At 63.6% G+C, this 20,076-nt stretch carries 15 protein-coding genes; 1 reads left to right on the top strand and 14 read right to left on the bottom strand.

Features of this window, described 5'->3' with window-relative positions:
- From prpF to prpC, 3 genes are all read right to left on the bottom strand, one after another.
- The coding region (prpF, locus tag C0Z16_RS29140; protein WP_102635526.1) for a 2-methylaconitate cis-trans isomerase PrpF at positions 1-1,094 on the bottom strand (1,094 nt) is incomplete at its 3' end.
- 122 nt (positions 1,095-1,216) lie between these two features.
- The gene (acnD, locus tag C0Z16_RS29135; RefSeq protein WP_102635525.1) at positions 1,217-3,814 is read right to left on the bottom strand and encodes a Fe/S-dependent 2-methylisocitrate dehydratase AcnD; all 2,598 of its coding nucleotides are present in this window, start codon (positions 3,812-3,814) and stop codon (positions 1,217-1,219) included.
- 239 nt (positions 3,815-4,053) lie between these two features.
- On the bottom strand, positions 4,054-5,223 hold the full coding sequence (gene prpC, locus C0Z16_RS29130; protein ID WP_102635524.1) for a bifunctional 2-methylcitrate synthase/citrate synthase: 1,170 nt from the start codon (positions 5,221-5,223) through the stop codon (positions 4,054-4,056).
- A gap of 224 nt (positions 5,224-5,447) precedes the next feature.
- On the opposite strand from prpC, the gene prpR reads away from it, so the two are divergent.
- A complete protein-coding gene (prpR, locus tag C0Z16_RS29125; RefSeq protein WP_102635523.1) occupies positions 5,448-7,496 on the top strand; it encodes a propionate catabolism operon regulatory protein PrpR in 2,049 nt (682 codons plus the stop codon).
- Here the strand turns inward: prpR and C0Z16_RS29120 are convergent.
- From C0Z16_RS29120 to C0Z16_RS29070, 11 genes are all read right to left on the bottom strand, one after another.
- Positions 7,453-7,857, bottom strand: coding sequence for a helix-turn-helix domain-containing protein (locus C0Z16_RS29120; protein ID WP_102635522.1), 405 nt, complete (start codon positions 7,855-7,857; stop codon positions 7,453-7,455). The genes prpR and C0Z16_RS29120 overlap by 44 nt on opposite strands.
- Positions 7,854-9,020, bottom strand: a complete 1,167-nt coding sequence (locus C0Z16_RS29115) for an NAD(P)/FAD-dependent oxidoreductase (protein WP_102635521.1) — start codon at positions 9,018-9,020, stop codon at positions 7,854-7,856. Before C0Z16_RS29115 ends, C0Z16_RS29120 begins: the two co-directional genes overlap by 4 nt.
- Complete coding sequence (locus C0Z16_RS29110; protein ID WP_102635520.1) at positions 9,017-10,396, bottom strand: FAD/NAD(P)-dependent oxidoreductase; 1,380 nt, start codon at positions 10,394-10,396, stop codon at positions 9,017-9,019. The genes C0Z16_RS29115 and C0Z16_RS29110 overlap by 4 nt, the downstream gene beginning before the upstream one ends.
- Positions 10,381-10,695, bottom strand: a complete 315-nt coding sequence (locus tag C0Z16_RS29105) for a (2Fe-2S)-binding protein (RefSeq protein ID WP_102635519.1) — start codon at positions 10,693-10,695, stop codon at positions 10,381-10,383. Before C0Z16_RS29105 ends, C0Z16_RS29110 begins: the two co-directional genes overlap by 16 nt.
- Entirely contained in the window at positions 10,692-12,533 is a 1,842-nt protein-coding gene (locus C0Z16_RS29100; protein WP_102635518.1) for an ABC transporter ATP-binding protein, read from the bottom strand. Before C0Z16_RS29100 ends, C0Z16_RS29105 begins: the two co-directional genes overlap by 4 nt.
- A complete protein-coding gene (locus C0Z16_RS29095; RefSeq protein WP_102635517.1) occupies positions 12,533-13,480 on the bottom strand; it encodes an ABC transporter permease in 948 nt (315 codons plus the stop codon). Before C0Z16_RS29095 ends, C0Z16_RS29100 begins: the two co-directional genes overlap by 1 nt.
- Positions 13,477-14,430, bottom strand: a complete 954-nt coding sequence (locus C0Z16_RS29090; protein ID WP_102635516.1) for an ABC transporter permease — start codon at positions 14,428-14,430, stop codon at positions 13,477-13,479. Before C0Z16_RS29090 ends, C0Z16_RS29095 begins: the two co-directional genes overlap by 4 nt.
- A gap of 142 nt (positions 14,431-14,572) precedes the next feature.
- Positions 14,573-16,189, bottom strand: coding sequence for an ABC transporter substrate-binding protein (locus tag C0Z16_RS29085; RefSeq protein ID WP_102635515.1), 1,617 nt, complete (start codon positions 16,187-16,189; stop codon positions 14,573-14,575).
- Between the two features lie 71 nt (positions 16,190-16,260).
- Positions 16,261-17,535, bottom strand: a complete 1,275-nt coding sequence (locus C0Z16_RS29080; protein ID WP_102635514.1) for an NAD(P)/FAD-dependent oxidoreductase — start codon at positions 17,533-17,535, stop codon at positions 16,261-16,263.
- A 27-nt stretch (positions 17,536-17,562) separates the two neighbouring features.
- Entirely contained in the window at positions 17,563-18,231 is a 669-nt protein-coding gene (locus C0Z16_RS29075) for a haloacid dehalogenase type II (RefSeq protein WP_102635513.1), read from the bottom strand.
- A 236-nt stretch (positions 18,232-18,467) separates the two neighbouring features.
- On the bottom strand, positions 18,468-19,961 hold the full coding sequence (locus C0Z16_RS29070; RefSeq protein ID WP_102635512.1) for an aldehyde dehydrogenase family protein: 1,494 nt from the start codon (positions 19,959-19,961) through the stop codon (positions 18,468-18,470).
- Between the last annotated feature and the right edge of the window lie 115 nt (positions 19,962-20,076).

The raw sequence follows: 20,076 nt of genomic DNA, 5'->3' as shown, positions 1-20,076 counted from the left end.
ACAGCAGCCTCCGCCCCCACCCGCAGCGTGCCTGACGGATGCCCGAACCGTACCGCCTCACGCTCACCGCCTCCAGCCGCCAGATTCACCAACGTCCCCGGAATTGCAGCCGCTGTGCCGATCGCCACCGCGGCCGTACCCATCATCGCGTGATGCAGCTTGCCCATCGACAGCGCGCGCACCAGCAAATCGACATCCCCCGCGCCAATCCGCTTGCCGCTCGACGCAACATAATCAGCCGGCTTCGCGACGAACGCGATCTTCGGCGTGTGCTGCCGCGTCGCAATCTCATCCAGATGCTTGATCAGTCCCATGCGCAATGCGCCGTGTGCGCGAATCGTCTCAAACATCGAGAGCGCCTTTTCATCGCTATTGATGGCGTCCTGCAACTCCGTGCCCGTGTAGCCGATCGCATCCGCATTCACGAAGATCGTCGGAATGCCCGCGTTGATCATTGTCGCTTTCAGCGTGCCGACGCCCGGCACCTCCAGGTCATCGACGAGATTGCCCGTCGGGAACATCGAGCCGCCTGCGCCGTCTTCTTCTGCAGCCGGGTCCATGAATTCGAGCCGCACTTCCGCCGCCGGAAAGGTCACGCCGTCGAGTTCGAAGTCGCCGGTTTCCTGCACCGCGCCGTCGGTCATCGGCACGTGCGCAATGATCGTCTTGCCGATGTTCGCCTGCCAGATGCGCACGGTGGCCACGCCATCGCGCGGAATGCGGCTCCCGTCCACCAAACCCGCGCTGATCGCGAACGGCCCCACTGCGGCTGACAGATTGCCGCAATTGCCGCTCCAGTCGACAAACGGCTTATCGATCGACACTTGCCCAAACAGATAATCCACATCGTGATCGGGCTTGCTGCTTTTATCGATGATCACCGTCTTGCTCGTGCTCGACGTCGCGCCGCCCATCCCATCTATCTGCTTGCCATAGGGATCGGGGCTCCCGATCACACGCAGCAGCAGCGCGTCGCGCGCGGCGCCCGGCGTTTGCGCCGCGTCGGGCAAATCCTGCAAACGGAAGAACACGCCTTTGCTAGTGCCGCCACGCATATAGGTGGCCGGAATCTTGATCTGCGGTTTGTGCGCCATGAAAACAGTGTCCCGAAACAATGTCGTGATCAGGGGCGAACCGCACGAAACATCGTGCCGCCCGCCCCTTCGTTATGTTCGCAGCCGAACCCATCGAACCACGTTCGGGCCGCTAATAAATCTCAAGCCGCCGCCTTCGACGACTCCAGAAAGTCCTGCGCAAAACGTTGCAATACGCCGCCGGCTTCATAGATGGAAAGTTCTTCTGCCGTGTCGAGCCGGCACGTCACCGGTACCTCGACACGCTCTCCACTTCGGCGATGGATCACAAGCGTCAGATCCGCGCGCGGCTTGCGTTCGCCGATCACGTCGAACGTCTCCGTGCCGTCAATCGCCAACGTGATGCGGTTCACGCCGGGTTTGAATTCAAGCGGCAGCACGCCCATGCCGACCAGGTTCGTGCGGTGAATACGCTCGAAGCCTTCGGCGACAATCGCTTCCGCGCCGGCAAGTCGCACGCCCTTGGCCGCCCAGTCACGCGACGAACCCTGGCCGTAGTCCGCCCCGGCAATCACGATCAGCGGCTGCTTGCGCTCCATATACGTTTCGATCGCTTCCCACATGCGCGCGATCTTGCCCTCGGGCTCGATGCGCGCAAACGAACCGGCCTTCACCTGGCCGTCTTCGATCACCATCTCGTTCTTCAGCGTCGGGTTCGCGAACGTGGCGCGCTGCGCGGTCAGGTGATCGCCGCGATGCGTCGCGTACGAATTGAAATCTTCTTCGGGCAAGCCCATTTTCGTGAGGTATTCGCCCGCTGCGCTATCCGGCAAAATCGCATTCGATGGCGACAGGTGATCGGTCGTGATGTTGTCGCCGAGCACGGCGAGCGCACGCATGCCCTTCAACGTGCGTTCGCCTGCAAGCGCGCCTTCCCAATACGGCGGACGGCGAATGTACGTGCTCATTGGACGCCAGTCGTAGAGCGGGTCCGCTTTCTCTCCCGTATCCACGGACACCGCGAACATCGGCTCATACACTTTGCGGAATTGCTCGGGCTTTACGCTGGAAGCCACGATCGCGTCGATCTCTTCGTCCGACGGCCAGATATCCTTCAGCGTCACCGCGTGACCCTCGGCATCGACACCGAGCACGTCTTTTTCAATGTCGAAGCGAATCGTGCCCGCAATCGCATAAGCCACCACTAGCGGCGGCGATGCAAGAAACGCCTGCTTCGCAAACGGATGAATGCGGCCGTCGAAATTGCGGTTGCCCGACAGCACGGCAGTTGCATACAGATCGCGCTCCACGATTTCCTTCTGGATCGCCGGATCGAGCGCGCCGGACATGCCGTTGCACGACGTGCACGCATAAGCAACCACGCCGAAGCCAAGCTGTTCGAGCTCGGGCAGCAAGCCGGCTTCTTCCAGATACAACGTGACGGCTTTCGAGCCCGGCGCGAGCGATGTCTTCGCCCACGGCTTGCGCGTCAGTCCGCGCCGGTTCGCGTTACGCGCGAGCAGGCCGGCGGCGATCATGTTGCGCGGATTGTTGGTGTTCGTGCAGCTCGTGATCGCCGCGATGATCACCGCGCCGTCCGGCATCAAGCCCGGCTCGTTTTCGACCTTGCCGCTGATGCCGCGAGCCGCGAGTTCCGAAACCGGCAAACGTCGATGGGGATTTGACGGCCCCGCCAGCGTACGGACGACCGTGGACAGATCGAACTTCAGCACGCGTTCGTACTCGGCATGCTCAAGGCTGTCGGCCCACAAGCCGGTTTCTTTCGCGTACGTTTCGACGAGCTTCACGAGTTCGTCGTCGCGGCCGGTGAGCTTCAGGTACTTGATGGTCTGCTCGTCGATATAGAACATCGCGGCGGTCGCGCCGAATTCCGGCGCCATGTTGGCAATCGTCGCGCGGTCGCCGAGCGTAAGCTTCGCCGTGCCTTCGCCGAAGAATTCGAGGTACGCGCCGACCACTTTTTCCTTGCGCAGGAACTCTGTCAGCGACAGCACCACGTCGGTTGCCGTAATGCCTTCAGCGGGCTTGCCCGTCAGTTCCACACCGACAATGTCCGGCAGCCGCATATACGACGCACGGCCCAGCATCACGCTTTCCGCTTCGAGTCCGCCCACGCCGATTGCTATCACGCCAAGCGCGTCGACCATCGGCGTATGCGAGTCCGTGCCGACCAATGTATCGGGAAACGCCACGCCGTCTTTGACCTGCACGACCGGGCTCATGCGTTCGAGGTTGATCTGATGCAGGATGCCGTTGCCCGGCGGAATCACGTCGACGTTCCTGAAAGCGCGCTTCGTCCAGTTGATGAAGTCGAAGCGGTCTTCATTGCGGCGGTCTTCGATTGCGCGATTCTTCGCGAACGCGTCCGGGTCGAAGCCGCCGCATTCCACAGCGAGCGAGTGATCCACGACGAGTTGCGTCGGCACCACCGGATTGACCATTGCGGGATCGCCGCCTTGCGCAGCAATCGCGTCGCGCAAACCGGCGAGATCGACGAGCGCGGTCTGGCCGAGAATGTCATGACACACCACGCGCGCCGGAAACCACGGAAAATCCAGCTCGCGCTTGCGCTCGACGATCTGTTTCAGCGAAGCGACGAGCGTCACCGGATCGCAGCGTCGCACGAGATTTTCAGCGAGCACGCGTGACGTGTACGGCAGCTTGTCGTAGGCGCCGGGCTGGATCGCGTCGACGGCGGCGCGCGCATCGAAGAAATCGAGCTGGGTGCCGGGAAGGCGTTTGCGGTTGGCAGTATTCATTGGCTTGGGGACAACAATAATGATGCGGGAACAAGGGCGGCGGCCAATCGCATTGCGCGGGCCTTCTTAACGGCGCGTTCCAGCTTTTTTTCGATGAGCGATCAGTCTAGTGTAGCTCGTGGCTGCAAAAAGCAGCCTTGGCTCGGGGTATTTGCGAGCCAAGGCCTAAATTCATCGCGTCGCGCTCTCAGGACGCAATGGAAAAACGCTTGCAGCTTTGCTCTGCCGCTCAATCGACGTTAGACGCGTTTCGCGAGCGGCACAAACGACAGATCGTCGGGACCGGTGTAATTCGCGCTCGGACGGATGATCTTGTTGTCGACACGCTGCTCGATGATGTGCGCGCTCCAGCCGGCGGTGCGTGCAATCACGAAGAGCGGCGTGAACATCGCCGTCGGCACGCCCATCATGTGATAGGAGACCGCGCTGAACCAGTCGAGATTCGGGAACATCTTCTTCGCTTCCCACATCACCGATTCGAGCCGTTCCGCAATGCTGAAGAGTTTGTTGTTGCCCGCTTCCTTCGAGAGCTTCTTCGCCACTTCCTTGATGACCTTGTTGCGCGGGTCCGAAATCGTATAAACCGGGTGACCGAAGCCGATCACCACTTCCTTGTTCTCGACGCGCTTGCGGATGTCGGCTTCGGCTTCATCCGGCGTCTGGTAGCGCGACTGGATTTCGAACGCGACTTCATTCGCGCCGCCGTGCTTCGGTCCGCGCAGCGCGCCAATGGCGCCGGTGATCGCCGAATAGATGTCGGAACCCGTGCCCGCAATCACGCGGCCGGTGAATGTCGACGCGTTGAATTCATGCTCCGCATAAAGGTTCAGCGACACATGCATCGCCTCGACCCACGACTTCGGCGGCTCGACACCATGCAGCAGATGCAGGAAGTGACCGCCGATCGAGTCGTCGTCGGTTTCGACTTCAATGCGCTTGCCGTTGTGCGAATAGTGGTACCAGTAGAGCAGGATCGAGCCGAGCGAGGCCATCAGCTTGTCGGCAATGTCGCGCGCGCCCGGCAGATTGTGGTCGTCCTTCTCCGGCAGCACGGTGCCGAGCACCGAGACGCCGGTGCGCATCACGTCCATCGGATGCGCGGCGGCGGGAATCCATTCGAGCGCGGCCTTCACGTTCGCGGGCAGGCCGCGCAGTGCTTTCAGCTTGGTCTTGTAGGCAGTTAGTTCGGCCTGCGTCGGCAGCTTTTCGTGCACCAGCAGATACGCGATCTCCTCGAATTCACAGTTACCCGCGATGTCGAGAATGTCATAGCCACGATAGTGCAGATCGTTGCCGGTCTTGCCGACCGTGCAGAGCGCGGTGTTGCCAGCCGTCACGCCGGACAGGGCGACGGATTTCTTGGGCTTGAATGCGCCGGCGTTCGGCGTGCTGTTGTCTGCTTCGCTCATCAGTGTGTCTCCAGATGCGTGGGGGTCTTTTAAATGCAACCTGAAATGCAAAGAATGGGCCACCCGGCGCGACCCGGGCTAAGTGCCTGATTTCTCACGGACGCCGCAGTTTGCGGAGCGTCTTGAATTTCATCAATGAAACTACGAAATTTCATTTCTGAAATTCATGCGCGCATAATAGCGGGACCTGGCCACTCCAACCCAAGCCGCCGCAAGCCGCCACCATGAGCACACCACCTTTCGATACCGCCGCCCCTCGCCCACGCATCTGGGCCCTCAGCATCAGCCGCCTGCGCGATCTGTTTTTCGATATCTCCGGCGAATATGTGGAGCGCGCGGATCTGCGCATCGTCGCACGAGGTTTCGAAGACGCCGTGCATGAAATCGACGCCGCCGGCGCGGGTCGTCCGGATGTCGTGATCGCCGGCGGCTCGAACGGCGCGTATCTGAAAACGCGCGTCTCGGTGCCCGTCGTGATGATTGGACCGACCGGCTTCGACCTCATGCATGCGCTCGCCCGCGCGCGCCGCGACGGCTCGAAGGTCGCGCTTGTCACGCATGGCGATACGCCGGAAGAAGTGCGCCGCTTCATCGCCGCCTACGCGCTCGATGTGACGCTCGCCTCGTATCAATCGGCGCAGGATGCGGAAAGCGTCGTGCTCGATCTGCGCGATCGCGGCATCGACGTAGTAGTGGGCCCAGGACTCGTGACCGATCTGGCCGCGAGCGTCGGCATGGGCGCGGTGTTTCTGTATTCGCGCGCCTCGGTGCGCGCCGGTTTCGATACCGCGCTCGAAGTCGCGCAGGCCACGCGGCGCGAAACGATTCGCCGTCAACGGCTCGACAATCTGCTGCAACACTTGCGCGATGGCGTCGTCGCGCTCGACGCGCAGGGCCGCGTCGAAGCAATGAACCAGCGTCTTGCCACCGTGCTCGGCATCGACGCGGCGAACGCAGTGGGCCGCGCGCTGCTCGACCTCGCGCCGGATCTCGCCGGCAGCCTGCCCGACTCGGACGGCGACGCGTTCTGCACAGTGCGCGGCGCGAGCTACGTCGTGCATCGCGGGCCGCTTGCGAGCAGCGGCGCGGCGGCGGGCACCGTGCTGACGTTTCAGGAATCGCGCGCGGTAGAACGGCTCGACCGTACGTTGCGCTCGCGTCAGCGCGTGCAACAGTTCACCGCGCGTTATCGGCTCGACGATATGGTCGGCGCGTCGGACTCCATGCAACGGGTGCGCGCGCTCGTGCAGCGTTACGCAAGGTCGGACGCCACCGTGCTGATTCTCGGCGAGAGCGGCACCGGCAAGGAGATGGTCGCGCAGAGCATGCATCACTTGAGCGCGCGGCGCGACTTCGCGTTCGTTGCGATGAATTGCGGCGCGTTCCCCGAGGCGTTGCTGGAAAGCGAGTTGTTCGGCTACGAGGAAGGCGCGTTCACCGGCGCGCGCAAAGGCGGCAAGGCCGGACTCATTGAAGTGGCACACCGCGGCACGCTGTTTCTCGATGAAATCGGCGAAATGCCGTTATCGTTGCAAAGCCGGTTGCTGCGTGTGTTGCAGGAACGCGAAGTCGTGCGGCTCGGTTCGACGGAGCCCACGCGCGTCGACATTCGGGTGGTCGCGGCCACGCATCGCGCGCTGACCGAAGGCATTGAAGCCGGCAGCTTCCGCGCCGATCTCTACTACCGGCTCAACATTCTCAGCATCGCCCTGCCGCCGCTGCGCGAGCGTCCAACGGACCTGCTGCCGCTTGCCGTCGAATTGCTATTGCAAGCCGCGGCGCGCGAACCGAGGCTCGCCGCGCGCCTGCCCGACGCGGCCGCCGCTGAACGCGTTCTAGCCGCGCTCGCCGAGCCGTTGCGTCGTTATGCGTGGCCAGGCAACGTGCGTGAGTTGCAGAACGTGATCGAACGGATTGCAGTGGAGCTTGCCGAGATGGAGACTGAAACGACCGCGGGCCTAAACGTTCAGGCACAGGCACAAGCACAGACACACGCAGAGGCAGACGCAGAAACCAACGCGAGCCCGAACGGCGCAACCACGCAACCGCTCATCACGCGCGACATGCTGCGCACCATCGCGCCGGAAATCATGGAGCCACATCACGCACGCTCGAAGAAGACCGCGCTCACGCTGCGCGAACGCAGCCGTCATGTGGAAGCCGACGAAATCCGCGCCGCACTCGCCGCGCACGACGGCGATCGCGATGCGGCTTGCGAGGCGCTCGGCATCAGCAAGACGACCCTATGGCGGAAGCTGAGCGCGCCGCGCTAGCCTTCAGGCCACCGCCACCGCCATGCTTGCCCGCATTGGCCGCCGCCCGTTGGATGAACATGCTGGGCGTCATGCCGCAGCATCGTTTGAAATGCCGGCCGAAATGGCTTTGGTCGAAAAAGCCGACCTCGGTCGCGACCACCGAGCCGGGCACGCCTTCGAGCAACATCGTCTGCGCGCGCTGAATCCGCACCCCGCAAAGATAGCGATACGGCGACGACCCGTATTGCTGCCGGAACACCGTCGCGAAACGTGACACGCTGAGCGCGGACAGCGCCGCGAGCTGCGCGAGCGTCACGGGCTCATTGAAATGAGCGTCGATAAATGCGCGCGCGGCATTGAGGCCGATGGACTGTTTCATGACGTCACGATGGTCGGGCGAGGCGCCGGCTGCTTTGCAAAACGCTGGATGGAAAACTTGTCGAGCCCAATCGGCGTGCTACCCGTATCGATCAATTCCGCCATCGTTTCACCGACACCCGGACCGATCTGAAAACCGGCACCGTTGAAGCCGAACGCGTAGAAGAGACCGTCGACCTTACTGCTCGGTCCGATCACCGGTTCGCCGTCAGGCAGATAACTTTCGACACCGCTCCACACGCGAATCACATGCAGCGGCGCGAGCGCGGGCACGAGCCGCCGCATCTGCGCAAGCTGGCCCACCGTGTTGCGCGGCAGGACCGACGCCCGGCAGGTGACGGCATCGGCCGGCCCCGCAGGACCGCCGCCCACGATGATGTTGCCGCGCGGAATCTGCCGGAAGTAGATGCCCTCCTGCTTGATCGACGTAAACACGCCCATCGACGACTTGAACACGTACGGCACCGGCTCCGTCACGCACATTTGCGGCCCACTGATGGTGAGCGGCGCGCCCTCGCCGAATTGTTCGGAGAGACGGCTCGCCCACGCGCCCGCGCAAATCATGAGTTGCGCCGCGTGGTACACGTCGCCGCGCGCGCTTTCCACGCGAAAGCGGTCGCCGTCTTTTTCGACGCGAACGATCTCCGTATTCTCGATCACTTGTGCGCCGAGCCGCGCGGCCGCGCGTCCGAATGCCGGCGCGGCCAGTCGCGGATTCGCGTGGCCGTCGAGCGGCGAGATGGAGGCGGCCAGCACTTCGCGTCCAAGAAACGGAAAGCGCCGGAACATCGCTTCGCCGTGCAGCACTTCGAGTTCGAGGCCGTGAGCGCGCGCGTCGATTGCGTACTGATCGAAATTCTCGACGTCCTTCTGGTGATAGCACACGCGCGTATGGCCGACGGGCAGAAACTCGACGTCTTCGCCAAGCAGTTCCACCGAACGCTGCCACGTGCGCAGCGCGCGATTGGCCATCGCGAGTTGCAGCAGCGCGCGGCCTTGCCGCCGGATGCCGCCGAAGTTCACGCCGCTCGCCTGTTGTCCGGTCAGCCCACGTTCGAGCAGGATGACCGAACGGTTGCGCTGGCGCAGAAAGAACGCCGTGGTCGTGCCCATAATGCCGCCGCCAATCACGATGACATCGGCTTCGTTGCGAGTCGCGCTCATTGCGCCACCTCCTCGGTGAGTGCGACGGGCAGCGGTTTGACCGGCGCCTGGCCGCGCAGCCGTCCCACCGACGAAAGCGGCACGCACGCCGCCGCCGCGATGACTTCGGCACCGGCGTGGCCGCAATAGCGTCCCTGGCAACGTCCCATGCCGACGCGCGAAAACGCCTTCGCGCGATTGGCTTCCTGGGCGCCGGTCTCGCGCACGACGCGGCGCAGTTCGCCGGCCGTGATCGCTTCACAGCGGCAAACAATGGTCTCGTCGGGCAGCGACGCGGCGAACTTCGCCGGCCACGGAAACGCCTCACGCAAGCCAGCGGCAAAGCGTGAAAAGCGCGCGAGCTCGGCGCGCAAGCCTTCCATATCCTTCGTGCCTGCGGCCTGCATGCCGTGATCGTGCATCACGGCGAGCGCCGCGAGGCGGCCCGAACGTTCCGCTGCGTCAGCGCCACGCACCCGCGCGCCATCGCCCGCGAGATAGACGCCCTTGATGCTGCTACGGCCGTCGTTGTCGATTTGCGGAAGCCACTGCTGCGCGTCGTCGTCGAAAGTGAAGTGACAACCGGCGAGGTCCGCGAGCTGTGTCTCTGGGCGCAAGTGGTAGCCGAGCGCCACTGCGTCGCAAGCAAACTCGATCCGCTTGCCGCCCGGCAGCGCCACTTGCACGCCGCTCACGCCCGTTTGCGGCGAACCTTTGATTTCCACGGGCTGCACGCCGCGATAAACCGGCACGCGCGCTTTCGACAACACACGCGTCAACGCAACGCCTTTCTTCAGCGCGGCGGGAATCGCGAGCAAATGCGGCAACGCGGCCATGCGCTGCATGAACGTCGACGTATCGAGCACGGCGGCGATCTGCGCGCCGGCCTTCACGTATTGCGCGGACACGAGGTACAACAGCGGCCCGCTACCCATCATCACGATGCGCGAGCCGATCCCGCAGCCTTGCGATTTCAGCGCGACTTGTGCGCCGCCAAGACTGTAAGTGCCGGCCTGATGCCAGCCTTTGACGGGCATGAGCCGGTCTGTCGCGCCGCTGCAAATGATCAGCGCGTCAAACGCGAGCGTGCGATAACGCGTGCCGCTCACCATATGCACCGCGTTCGCCGAGATATTCCACACGAGCGTTTCCGGCAGATAATCGAGCTTGCTTTTCAGCGCATCGAAGCTCTGATGCAACGAAGCGGCACGCTCGGCCTCGGTGCCATAGAGCGTCTCATAGCTGCGCGAAAAACCTTCCGGTTGACGCCGGTAGATCTGTCCGCCGTCTCGCCGTCCTTCGTCGATCACTGTAGGCCGCAGCCCGGCTTGCACGAGCGCCTGAGCGGCGCGCACACCCGCCGGCCCTCCGCCGATAATCACTACACGCGGGGCCATACGCCCTCCACGGCTTCAGCCAGTTTTGTGATGATCGACATGCCGGGCGCGGCGGGCGTGCTGCACGCGCGCACGCGCTCGCCTTGCGCCGTCCAGACCCAGCAGTCCTGGCACGCGCCCATCAGACAGAAACCGGCGCGGCGGCCATCGCCGAATTCAGAATCGCGCAACGTATTCACGCTCGTGAGCAGCGCGACCATTAGCGTGTCGCCCTCGGCGGCCTCGTGCACAACACCGTCGACGGTAATCGGGAAGGTCTTGCGACCGGTTTCCGCGAGCCGCACAAATCGCTGGTTCATGCCGGGATCGTCTCCAGGTTCTGCAAACGGCTGAGCTCGGCCGCCGAATGGTGGCAAAGAATCTCGGCGCCGGAAGGGAGTTTCTTGAGCGATGGCGGCGTCATGTTGCAAATGCCGTCGATGCGCACCGGACAGCGCGCGCGAAACGAACACAGCTCGGACACCGCGGCGCTCTCGCCCATCGCCGGCAATGCGCAAGCGGCGACGTGGCGGCGCGCGTCGAGCCAGCCCGGTTTCAGTTCGGGCACCGAATCGACCAGCAGGCCCGTGTAGGGGTGATACGGCGGGGCCGCGAGCACGTCGCGTTGTCCAGCTTCGACACGCTGGCCCGCATACAACACGATCACTTCGTCGCAGATCGCGCGCACGGTCGAGATGTCGTGGCTGATGAACATGTACGACACGCCCAGCTCGCGCCGCAATTCGGCGAGCAGATCGAGGATCGCAGCACCGACCACCGTGTCGAGCGCGGACGTCACTTCGTCGCAGAGAATCAGCGCGGGATCGGCGGCGAGTGCGCGCGCCAGGTTCACGCGCTGCTTCTGGCCACCGGAGAGACCGGCAGGCGTGCGCGTGGCGATCGAGGCCGGCAGCTTCACCAGATCGAGCAACGCAAGCATGCGCTTCTTTGCAGCAGCGCCACGCAGATGGTGATAGAACGCGAGCGGCCGGCCGAGAATATCCGCGATCGAATGGCTCGGGTTGAGCGCCGTGTCGGCGTTCTGGAAAACGATCTGGATCTGCCGGTACTGCTCGGGCGTGCGGCGCGACAGTTGCGCGGGCAACGGCTCGCCGTTGAACAGCACTTCGCCGCGCGCACGGTCGACGAGACCGGCGACCACGCGCGCGAGCGTCGTCTTGCCCGAGCCCGATTCGCCGATCACGCCGAGCGCGCTGCCGCGAGGAATGGCGAGGCTCACGTCGTCGAGCACGCGCACGGCGGGCACGCCGGAGCGGTCGATGCGGCCATAGCCTGCCGACAGTCCGCGTATTTCGAGCAGCGGCGCCACAGCCTTGCCGTCCTGCTGCGGCACGCCTGACGCCTCCGGCCGGCGCGTCGCGGCAAGCAACTGGCGCGTGTAGGCATCGACAGGTGCGTCGAGCACTTGCGCAACCGCGCCGTTTTCCTTCACCGCGCCGCCGTTCAACACGACGATGCGGTCAGCCATCTGTGCGACCACGGCGAGATCGTGCGACACGTACACGGCGGTCGTGCCGAGTTCGCGCACCACCTTCTTGAAGGCCGCGAGCACTTCGATCTGCGTGGTCACGTCGAGCGCGGTAGTCGGTTCGTCGAACACGACGACAGCCGGATCGGTGATCAATGCCATAGCGGCCATCAAGCGCTGCAACTGCCCACCGGACACCTGGTGCGGATAACGGTCGCCGATCGTCTCCGGCGCGGGCAGCGCTAGCGCGCGGAACAAACCGATCGCCTTGGTCCGCGCGGCCTCTTTCGTCATCAACTGATGCAGCAGCGCCGGCTCGGTCACCTGATCCATGATCGTGCGCGCCGGATTGAAACCGGCCGCCGCGCTCTGCGCGACATACGCGACGGTGCGCGCGCGCAACGCGCGGCGCCCTTTGGCGTCGAGCGACAACACCTCGACATCGCCGATCCGCACCGAGCCGCCGCTGATCGAACAGCCCGCGCGAGCGTAGCCGAGCAGCGACAATGCAATGGTCGTCTTGCCCGAGCCCGACTCGCCGATCAGCGCGAGCACCTCGCCTTTCTTCACCGAAAAGTCGACGCCCTTGACGATCTCCGTCACCGGCCCATGCGCGGCGCCAGCGACAACCCTGAGGCCCTTCACTTCAATCATGTCCCGATCAGCCATCATGCGTCTCCGTGGCTACGGCTGCGACGCCGCAAGTTGTCGATCAGCAGATTCATGCCGATGGTCAGCGTGGCAATCGCAACCGCCGGCATCAGCACGGCTGGCGCGCCTTCCGACAGGCCGCCGATGTTCTCGCGCACGAGCGAACCCCAGTCGGCGTTCGGCGGCTGCACGCCGAGGCCGAGGAAGCTCAGGCCGCTCAACAGCAGCACGATGAACACGAAGCGCAGGCCGAAATCGGCGAGCATCGGATGAATCATGTTCGGCAAGATCTCGACCCGCGCGATGTACAGCAGACCTTCGCCGCGCGCGCGGGCAACCTGCACGTATTCGAGGCCCATCACGTTCAACGCGAGCGAGCGCGAAATGCGGAACGCGCCGGGAATGTAGGCGAGCGCCGCGACCGTCGTGAGCATCGTGATCGACGAACCGAATGCGGCGATCACCACGAGTGCAAGCACCTTGCTCGGAATCGAAATGAGCGCGTCGAACAGGCGGCTCAACACTTCATCGACCCATTTGCCCGACACGGCCGCAACCAGCCCGAAGAACGTGCCGATCACACTCGCGAGCAATGCGGCCGCGAGCGCGAGGCCGACGGTGTAGCGCGCGCCGTAGAGAATGCGGCTCAACATGTCGCGGCCCAGATAGTCGGTGCCGAGCGGATACGCCGCGCTGTAACGGCCAAAAATCTCTGTCGATGTCAACGCGCCGCCTTTGTACGGCGCGACCAGCGGGCCGACGAAGGCGACCAGCAGCCAGAACAGAACCATGAACAGGCCAAGCAGGCCGAGCACCGAAAAGCGGTGCACGAGGCGTTGCAGCGTGTTGTATTTCGCGGGCGCCACTTCAGCGGCCGGCGTCTCGACGACGACCTCGTCACGGCTAACGTCGTACAGCTCGGTGCCGGGGTGAGGAACAGGGGGATTGTCAGGTCGGCTCATCATCGACGCAACCTCGGGTTAGATACGATTTGACACAGGTCGGCGATCAGCACGAGCGCCAGATACGCCGCGCAGAACACCATCACGCAGCCTTGCACGAGCGGCATGTCGCGGTTGGTCACGGCGTCCACCATCAGGCTAGCGAGTCCCGGATAGTTGAAGATGGACTCCACGATCACCACGCCGCCGAACAGATACGAGAGGCTCAACGCGACCGCATTGGCAATCGGCCCGATGGTGTTCGGCAGCACATGCCGCAACACCACGCGCACCGGCGACGCGCCCTTGAGCAACGCCATTTCCACATACGACGAGTTGAGCTGATCGAGCACCGCGGCGCGCGTCATGCGAGCCATTTGCGCAACGATCACGCAGCACAGCGTCATGACCGGCATCGCGTAGATGCGCAGCAGCGCGCTGAACGAATTCACCTCGGACAGATACGACAGCGCGGGCAGCCAGCGCAGTTTCACGGCAAAAATCAGCACGGCAACCGTCGCCACGAGAAATTCCGGCACGGCAACCGTCGAGAGCGTCAGCACATTGAGCGTGCGGTCGAGCAGCGAGCCGCGGAACATTGCCGATGTCACGCCGATCACCAATGCAACCGGCACCGACACCACCGCGGTCAAGCCGGCGAGCACGAGCGAGTTCGGCAGGCGCGTCGCGATCAATTCGCTGACGGGCAGATTGTTCGACATCGACGTGCCGAAGTTGCCGGTGACAATATGGAAGAGCCACTCCACGTAGCGTTGCAGCGCGGGCTGATCAAGACCGAACTGATGCCGCAATGCGGCGACGGCCTCCGGAGTGGCCGCCTGGCCGAGCGCCTGTTGCGCGGCGTCGCCGGGAAGCAGCCCGGTAATGCCGAACACGACCGCCGAGACCAGCAGCAACGTGAGCAGCGCGAGGCCGAGGCGCGCGGCGATAAGTCGTTGCGCGTGTGCTTTCATCGAAAGTCGCCTCCTTTTTTGAAGCTTGCACGCCGCGCCGAAGCGGCGCGCCTGTGCTGTATTGCGCTTATTACGCGTATTACGCGTATTACGCGTATTGCGGGGTTCGGCGTTCCGGTTCGTCGAACCGGAACGCCTTAGATTACGCCTCTAGCCAGACGTTTTCCGCGAATGCAAAGCCCATCAGACCGGCAAGCGGAATCGAACCGAGTCCCTTGAGCTTGTTCGTATAGGCGTCGAGCGAACTCTGGAACAACGGAATGCCGATGCCGCCGTTTTCATGCACGAGCACCTGAATGTCGCCGTAGATCTGCTTGCGCTTCGCGTCGTCCGGTTCGCCACGTGCCGCGACCAGCAATTGATCGAACTTCGGGCTCTTCCAGTTCGCTTCGTTCCACGGCGCGTCCGACTTGAAGAACTGCGTCAGCAACACGTCGGCGCTCGGGCGCGCGTTGACCGAACCGTAACCGAGCGGATGCTTCATCCAGTGGTTCGACCAGTAGCCGTCCGCCGGCACGCGCGTCACCTGCAGGTTCAAGCCCGCTTGCGGCGCGACCTGCTGAAGCAGCATTGCCATTTCGACCGAACCTTCGGCCGCTGGCGATGCAAAAATCTGGATCGGCGCGCTGCCCACCTTGGCCTTCTGGAAGTGATACTTCGCCTTGTCCAGATCGAACTTGCGCTGCGGCAAACCGGCGAGGTAATACTTGTTGGTCGGATCGATCGGCTGATCGTTGCCGACCGCGCCATAGCCCTGGAAGATCGCCCGACGAATCTGCTCGCGGTCCTGCAGATACATCATGCCTCGCCGAAAATCGTCGGTGCCCGTAATGCCGCCTTCGTCGCGAATAATCAGGTCCGTGTACTGGCCGGTTTTCGTTTCCAGCACCGAATAGCCGCCCGCGCTCTTGATCCGCGCGCTCGAACGTGGGCTGACCGCGTTGATCAACTGCACGTCGCCGGAAAGCAGCGCGTTCACGCGCGCCGATTCGTCGCCGATGCCGATCAGCTCGACCTCGTCCAGATGCGGCATGCCCGGCTTCCAGTACTTCTCGTTCTTCACGCCGATCGTGCGAACGCCCGGCGAGAATTCCTTGACCTTGAACGGACCCGTGCCGACAGCCGTTTTGAAATCCTTCGTGCCGTCCTTGATGATCAGGAAGTGCGACGTGGCCAGAATCACCGGCAAGTCGGCGTTCGCGCCTTCGAGCGTGATCGTCACTTCGTCGGGGCCCGTGGCCTTGACTTCCTTGATCTGATCGGCAAGCGTCTTCGCCTTCGATGCCGTGGCCGGGTCCTTGTGACGCATGATCGAATAGACCACGTCGGCGGGCGTGAGCGATTTGCCGTCATGAAACTGCACGCCGCTGCGCAGCTTCACGACCCACACGGTCGCGTCCTTCGTATCGAGCGAGGTCGCTAGCGCCATCTTCGCGCCGAGATGCGAATCGAGTTCGGTCAGGCCGTTGTAGAACATGTTGCAACGAACATAGTCGGTGCCGAGCGCTCCCTTTGCCGGATCGAGCGTGTCAGCCGCGGATGCCGACTGCGTCGCCACGCGAATCTTGCCGCCCTGCTTCGGCTTCGCCTGGGCAAATGCGGCGCCGCTCGCGCTCAGCAGCCCGGCGCCCGTCATCGACATCATTCCGGCTGCGGCCATCGCACGCAGCACGTCGCGCCGCGAGGCGCCCTTGGCCGTCAATTGCTCCAACCCGTTGCCGAGGTCAAGAGCGCCATGTTGTGAGTTTTCCTTATTCATCGAACTTCTCCGCGAGGGTGGGCAGTTGTGATGGCTGCGTGGGGTTGACTAACAAGCACAACAACAGGACTTCAATAGAAGATATCTTTGATACGGTAGTACGTCCCCACGAGCGGCAGGAACCAGGGCTTGCCGGTATGGCCGGGAATCGCGGCCCATTCGGACTCGCCCCAGGGGTTGCAGTCCGCGTGGCCGTCCATCACGTCCGCCATCACCTGACCCATGTGGGTGGACATCTGCGTGCCGTGGCCGCTGTAACCCATCGAAAAATAGATGCCGTCGTGTTGCCCGGCGTGCGGCAGGCGATCGGCGCTCATGTCGACCAGACCGCCCCAGCAATAGTCGATGCGCGCGCCCGCCAGCATCGGAAACATCGCCGCGAGACCTTGTTGCAGGATGCGCCCGCTCTTCGCATCGGACGGCTGCTCGGAGGCCGTGAAGCGCGCGCGGCCGCCAAACAGCACACGCGAATCGGGCGTCACGCGGAAGTAGTTGTGCATCAGGCGCGTGGTCGTGTACGCGCGGCGGTTCGGCAACACCCGCGTCAACAAATCCGGCGACAAAGGCTCCGTCACGACGATGAACGAGCCGACCGGAGCAAGCCGCCGCCGATACCAGCCGAACGGTCCATGCCGCGAGGGACCGGTCGCGATCAACACCTGCTTCGCGCGCACTTCGCCGCGCGCGGTGACGACGCGATGTGCGCCGCCGTCTTTCACGATCGACGTGACCGCTGCGTTTTCATACAGCTTTGCGCCGCGTCGAACCGCGGCTTCGGCGAGCCCCACCGTGAACTTGCCCATATGCATCTGACCGCCGTGACGTTGCAGCAGTCCGCCATGAAAACTGCCGGACTGAACCTCACTGCGAATGCGGTCACCGTCGATCAGTTCGATGTCGGCATCCACCGCGCGACGAATCAGCTCCGCCGTCTTCTCCAGATGCGCAAGATGATGCGGCTTCGACGCCAGCTTGAGCTTGCCGGTCGCGATGTAATTGCAGTCGATGTTCTCTTCGCGGATCAGCCGCTCGACCGTCTCGACCGCATCCGAATACGCACGGTAGCAGGCGCTCGCGCGGTCCAGGCCGAGTTGCGCGGCGAGCGCAACGAAGTCTTGCGCGACACCGGTGTTCACCTGGCCGCCATTGCGGCCCGATGCGCCGCCGCCCACACGCCCCGCGTCCACCACCGTCACCGATGCGCCGCGCTTGCCCAACGCCTGTGCCGCCGACAAGCCGGTGAAACCCGCGCCGATCACCACCACATCGGCGTGGCCGTCGACCGGGCCTTCGCACGCCGAAACGAACGCCGGCGCGGTGTCGAGCCAATAGGAATCGAGCTTCATCCGGTGTGTCCTTTGTCCGGCAAATGCTTACAGGCCGAGTTCGGCAGCCAGCTTCGGAATGCCGTCGACTTCGTAGTACTGGTAATACGGCGTCGACGGTTCATGGCCGCGGTTGATGAACGCCTTGTGCTTGACGCCCATGTCGTGCACGGTCATCAGGTCGTAGCGCAGGCTCGACGACACATGCAGCACGTCTTCCGGATTGCAATTGAGCTTGTCGAACATGTACTCGAAGCCTTGCATGCGCGGCTTGTACGATTGCGCCTGTTCGGCCGTGAACACTGCATGGAACGGTGCACCGAGCTTGTCGACGTTGCTCAGGATCTGGTCGTTCGACGCGTTCGACAGAATCACCAGCTTGTACTTCCTGGCAAGACGCGACAGGCCTTCCGGCACGTCCGGATGCGGACCCCAGGTCGGCACGGCCTCATAGATCTTCTGCGCGCCGGCTTCATTGAATTCGACGTTCATGCGCGCGCACGCACGGCGCAGTGCATTGACCACCACATCGCGATATGGCTTCCATGCGCCCAGCACTTCATCGCGGCGATAGCCAGCGTAGAACGCGACCAGCTTTTCGAGGTCGTCGGCCTTCAGGATGTGGCCATACAGTTCGCGCGTCATGTCGGCCATGCGGAATTTCGTCAGCGTGCCGTAGCAGTCGAAGGTGATGTATTTTGGTTCGAATTCGATCATGGTGCAGTCCTATCGTGGTGGTGAACTCGCATCGAGCTCATTGGCGAAAACAGTGAAAGCTCATTCCTGTTAAAGATTTAATCAGCGCAAAAACATAGATGTTCCTGATTCGCGCACTGCCTGTGACACAAACCATGCGTTTTGAGGCCGTTGCGCAGCAGAGTGTGCCGTGACCGGCTGGAGGCCTTGCTGGGGTTGGCTTTGCGGCGTATTGAACGCGGCCTTCCCAGCGAACGTCACGCGCGCAGGTCGATCAGCACGCTCTTGAAACGCAGGTTGGCCTCGTAGGCCTGGCGCCCCAGGTCCTTGCCGATGCCCGAGCGCTTGTAGCCGCCCGTCGGGATCATGAAGTCGGAAGTGCGGCCATAGCGGTTAACCCACACCGTGCCCGCTTCGAGACCGCGTACGAAGCGCAGAGCCCGGCCGAGGTCGGCGGTATGCACGCCGGCGGCGAGCCCGTACTCGGGATGTTGCGCCAGCGCGAGCGCTTCTTCTTCCGTGTCGAAGGTTTGCAGTGTGAGCACCGGGCCGAACACTTCTTCGCGGACGGCTTCTGAATCGGCCGTGACATCGGTGAGTAACGTCGGCGTATAAAAGGCGCCCGACGAGGCACCGTCAGCATCGGCACGCACGCCGCCGTAGCGCAGTGTCGCGCCCGAGCCGAGCGTGCGGCCCACTATGCTTTCGATGCGCGCCGCTTGCGGCTCGGAAATGATCGGCGAGAGCGTCGTGCCCGCGGCCCACGTCGCGCCCGGTTTCAATTCCGCGAAGATTCTGCCGATGCGCTCGGCAAGCGGCTCCGCGAGGCTACGTTCGACCAGCAGACGCGAACCCGCGACGCACACTTGCCCGGCGTTGCCGGTAATTGCGCCGGCGATGCGGCGCGCCACATCGTCAAGACGCGGGGCGTCGGCGAATACGATTTGCGGGCTCTTGCCGCCCAGTTCGAGCGTGACCGGCTTGGTGCCGCTGTTCGCGCATGCCGCCATGATGGCCGCGCCGGTGCGCGTCGATCCGGTGAATGTGACCTTGCTGATCTTCGGATGACGCACCAGTTCGTCGCCGGTCGTGCGTCCATCGCCCTGGATCACATTGAAGATGCCCGCGGGTACGCCTGCCTGCACCGCGAGCTCGGCGAGGCGCAGCACCGAGAACGGCGTCATCTCCGAAGGCTTCAGCACGACGGCATTACCGGCGGCGAGCGCCGGCGCGATCTTCCACGACGCCATCACCAGCGGGAAATTCCATGGCGCAATGGCGCCGATCACGCCATACGGCTCGGCGATCGTCATGCCGAGATGGTCGTGATCCGTGGCTGCGACGTCGCCGCCGAGCTTATCGGCGAACTCCGCGTAGAAGCGGATGCCTTCCGCGGTGAAGGGCACGTCCCAGGAAATAGCCTGGGCGACTGGACGCGTCGAGCCGAGCGCTTCGAGGCGGCCGAGCGCGGGCGCGTCGGCTTCGACCAGATCGGCAAAACGGCGCATGATTTTCGCGCGCTCGCGCGGCGCCATCCGCGCCCAACCGCCCGTGCGAAAAGCCTGCCATGCGTTTTCGACTGCACGGTCGACCATGTCCGCGTCGGCCACCGGCACACTCGCGTAGACCACGCCGTCCGATGGCCGCGCGACCTCCATGCGGCGTGCGCCGTGCTGACTGCCTTCCACGTACTCGCCGCCGATGAAATGGCCGCTGCGAATCGCGACATCGTCCGGATTGAAGCTGTCCATGAGAAAGTGTCCTGAGTGATGACTGGATGGAGACCGCGAGCGATGCGCCTGTAGCGTCATCGCGATAACAAAATCGTAGAGCCGCGCGCCTGGCATATGTCGCCGACAAAAAGCG

The sequence above is a fragment of the Paraburkholderia rhynchosiae genome (assembly GCF_002879865.1).
Taxonomy (GTDB): Bacteria; Pseudomonadota; Gammaproteobacteria; order Burkholderiales; family Burkholderiaceae; genus Paraburkholderia; species Paraburkholderia rhynchosiae.
Note: the sequence above shows the minus strand (reverse complement) of the source record. Positions and strands in the feature narration are given on the sequence as shown.

Bases quoted from the DNA above. Each gene is read 5' to 3' on its own strand.
- acnD (WP_102635525.1), bottom strand. From the start codon at position 3,814: ATGAATACTGCCAACCGCAAACGCCTTCCCGGCACCCAGCTCGATTTC.
- prpC (WP_102635524.1), bottom strand. From the start codon at position 5,223: ATGAGCGAAGCAGACAACAGCACGCCGAACGCCGGCGCATTCAAGCCC.
- prpR (WP_102635523.1), top strand. From the start codon at position 5,448: ATGAGCACACCACCTTTCGATACCGCCGCCCCTCGCCCACGCATCTGG.
- C0Z16_RS29120 (WP_102635522.1), bottom strand. From the start codon at position 7,857: ATGAAACAGTCCATCGGCCTCAATGCCGCGCGCGCATTTATCGACGCT.
- C0Z16_RS29115 (WP_102635521.1), bottom strand. From the start codon at position 9,020: ATGAGCGCGACTCGCAACGAAGCCGATGTCATCGTGATTGGCGGCGGC.
- C0Z16_RS29110 (WP_102635520.1), bottom strand. From the start codon at position 10,396: ATGGCCCCGCGTGTAGTGATTATCGGCGGAGGGCCGGCGGGTGTGCGC.
- C0Z16_RS29105 (WP_102635519.1), bottom strand. From the start codon at position 10,695: ATGAACCAGCGATTTGTGCGGCTCGCGGAAACCGGTCGCAAGACCTTC.
- C0Z16_RS29100 (WP_102635518.1), bottom strand. From the start codon at position 12,533: ATGGCTGATCGGGACATGATTGAAGTGAAGGGCCTCAGGGTTGTCGCT.
- C0Z16_RS29095 (WP_102635517.1), bottom strand. From the start codon at position 13,480: ATGATGAGCCGACCTGACAATCCCCCTGTTCCTCACCCCGGCACCGAG.
- C0Z16_RS29090 (WP_102635516.1), bottom strand. From the start codon at position 14,430: ATGAAAGCACACGCGCAACGACTTATCGCCGCGCGCCTCGGCCTCGCG.
- C0Z16_RS29085 (WP_102635515.1), bottom strand. From the start codon at position 16,189: ATGAATAAGGAAAACTCACAACATGGCGCTCTTGACCTCGGCAACGGG.
- C0Z16_RS29080 (WP_102635514.1), bottom strand. From the start codon at position 17,535: ATGAAGCTCGATTCCTATTGGCTCGACACCGCGCCGGCGTTCGTTTCG.
- C0Z16_RS29075 (WP_102635513.1), bottom strand. From the start codon at position 18,231: ATGATCGAATTCGAACCAAAATACATCACCTTCGACTGCTACGGCACG.
- C0Z16_RS29070 (WP_102635512.1), bottom strand. From the start codon at position 19,961: ATGGACAGCTTCAATCCGGACGATGTCGCGATTCGCAGCGGCCATTTC.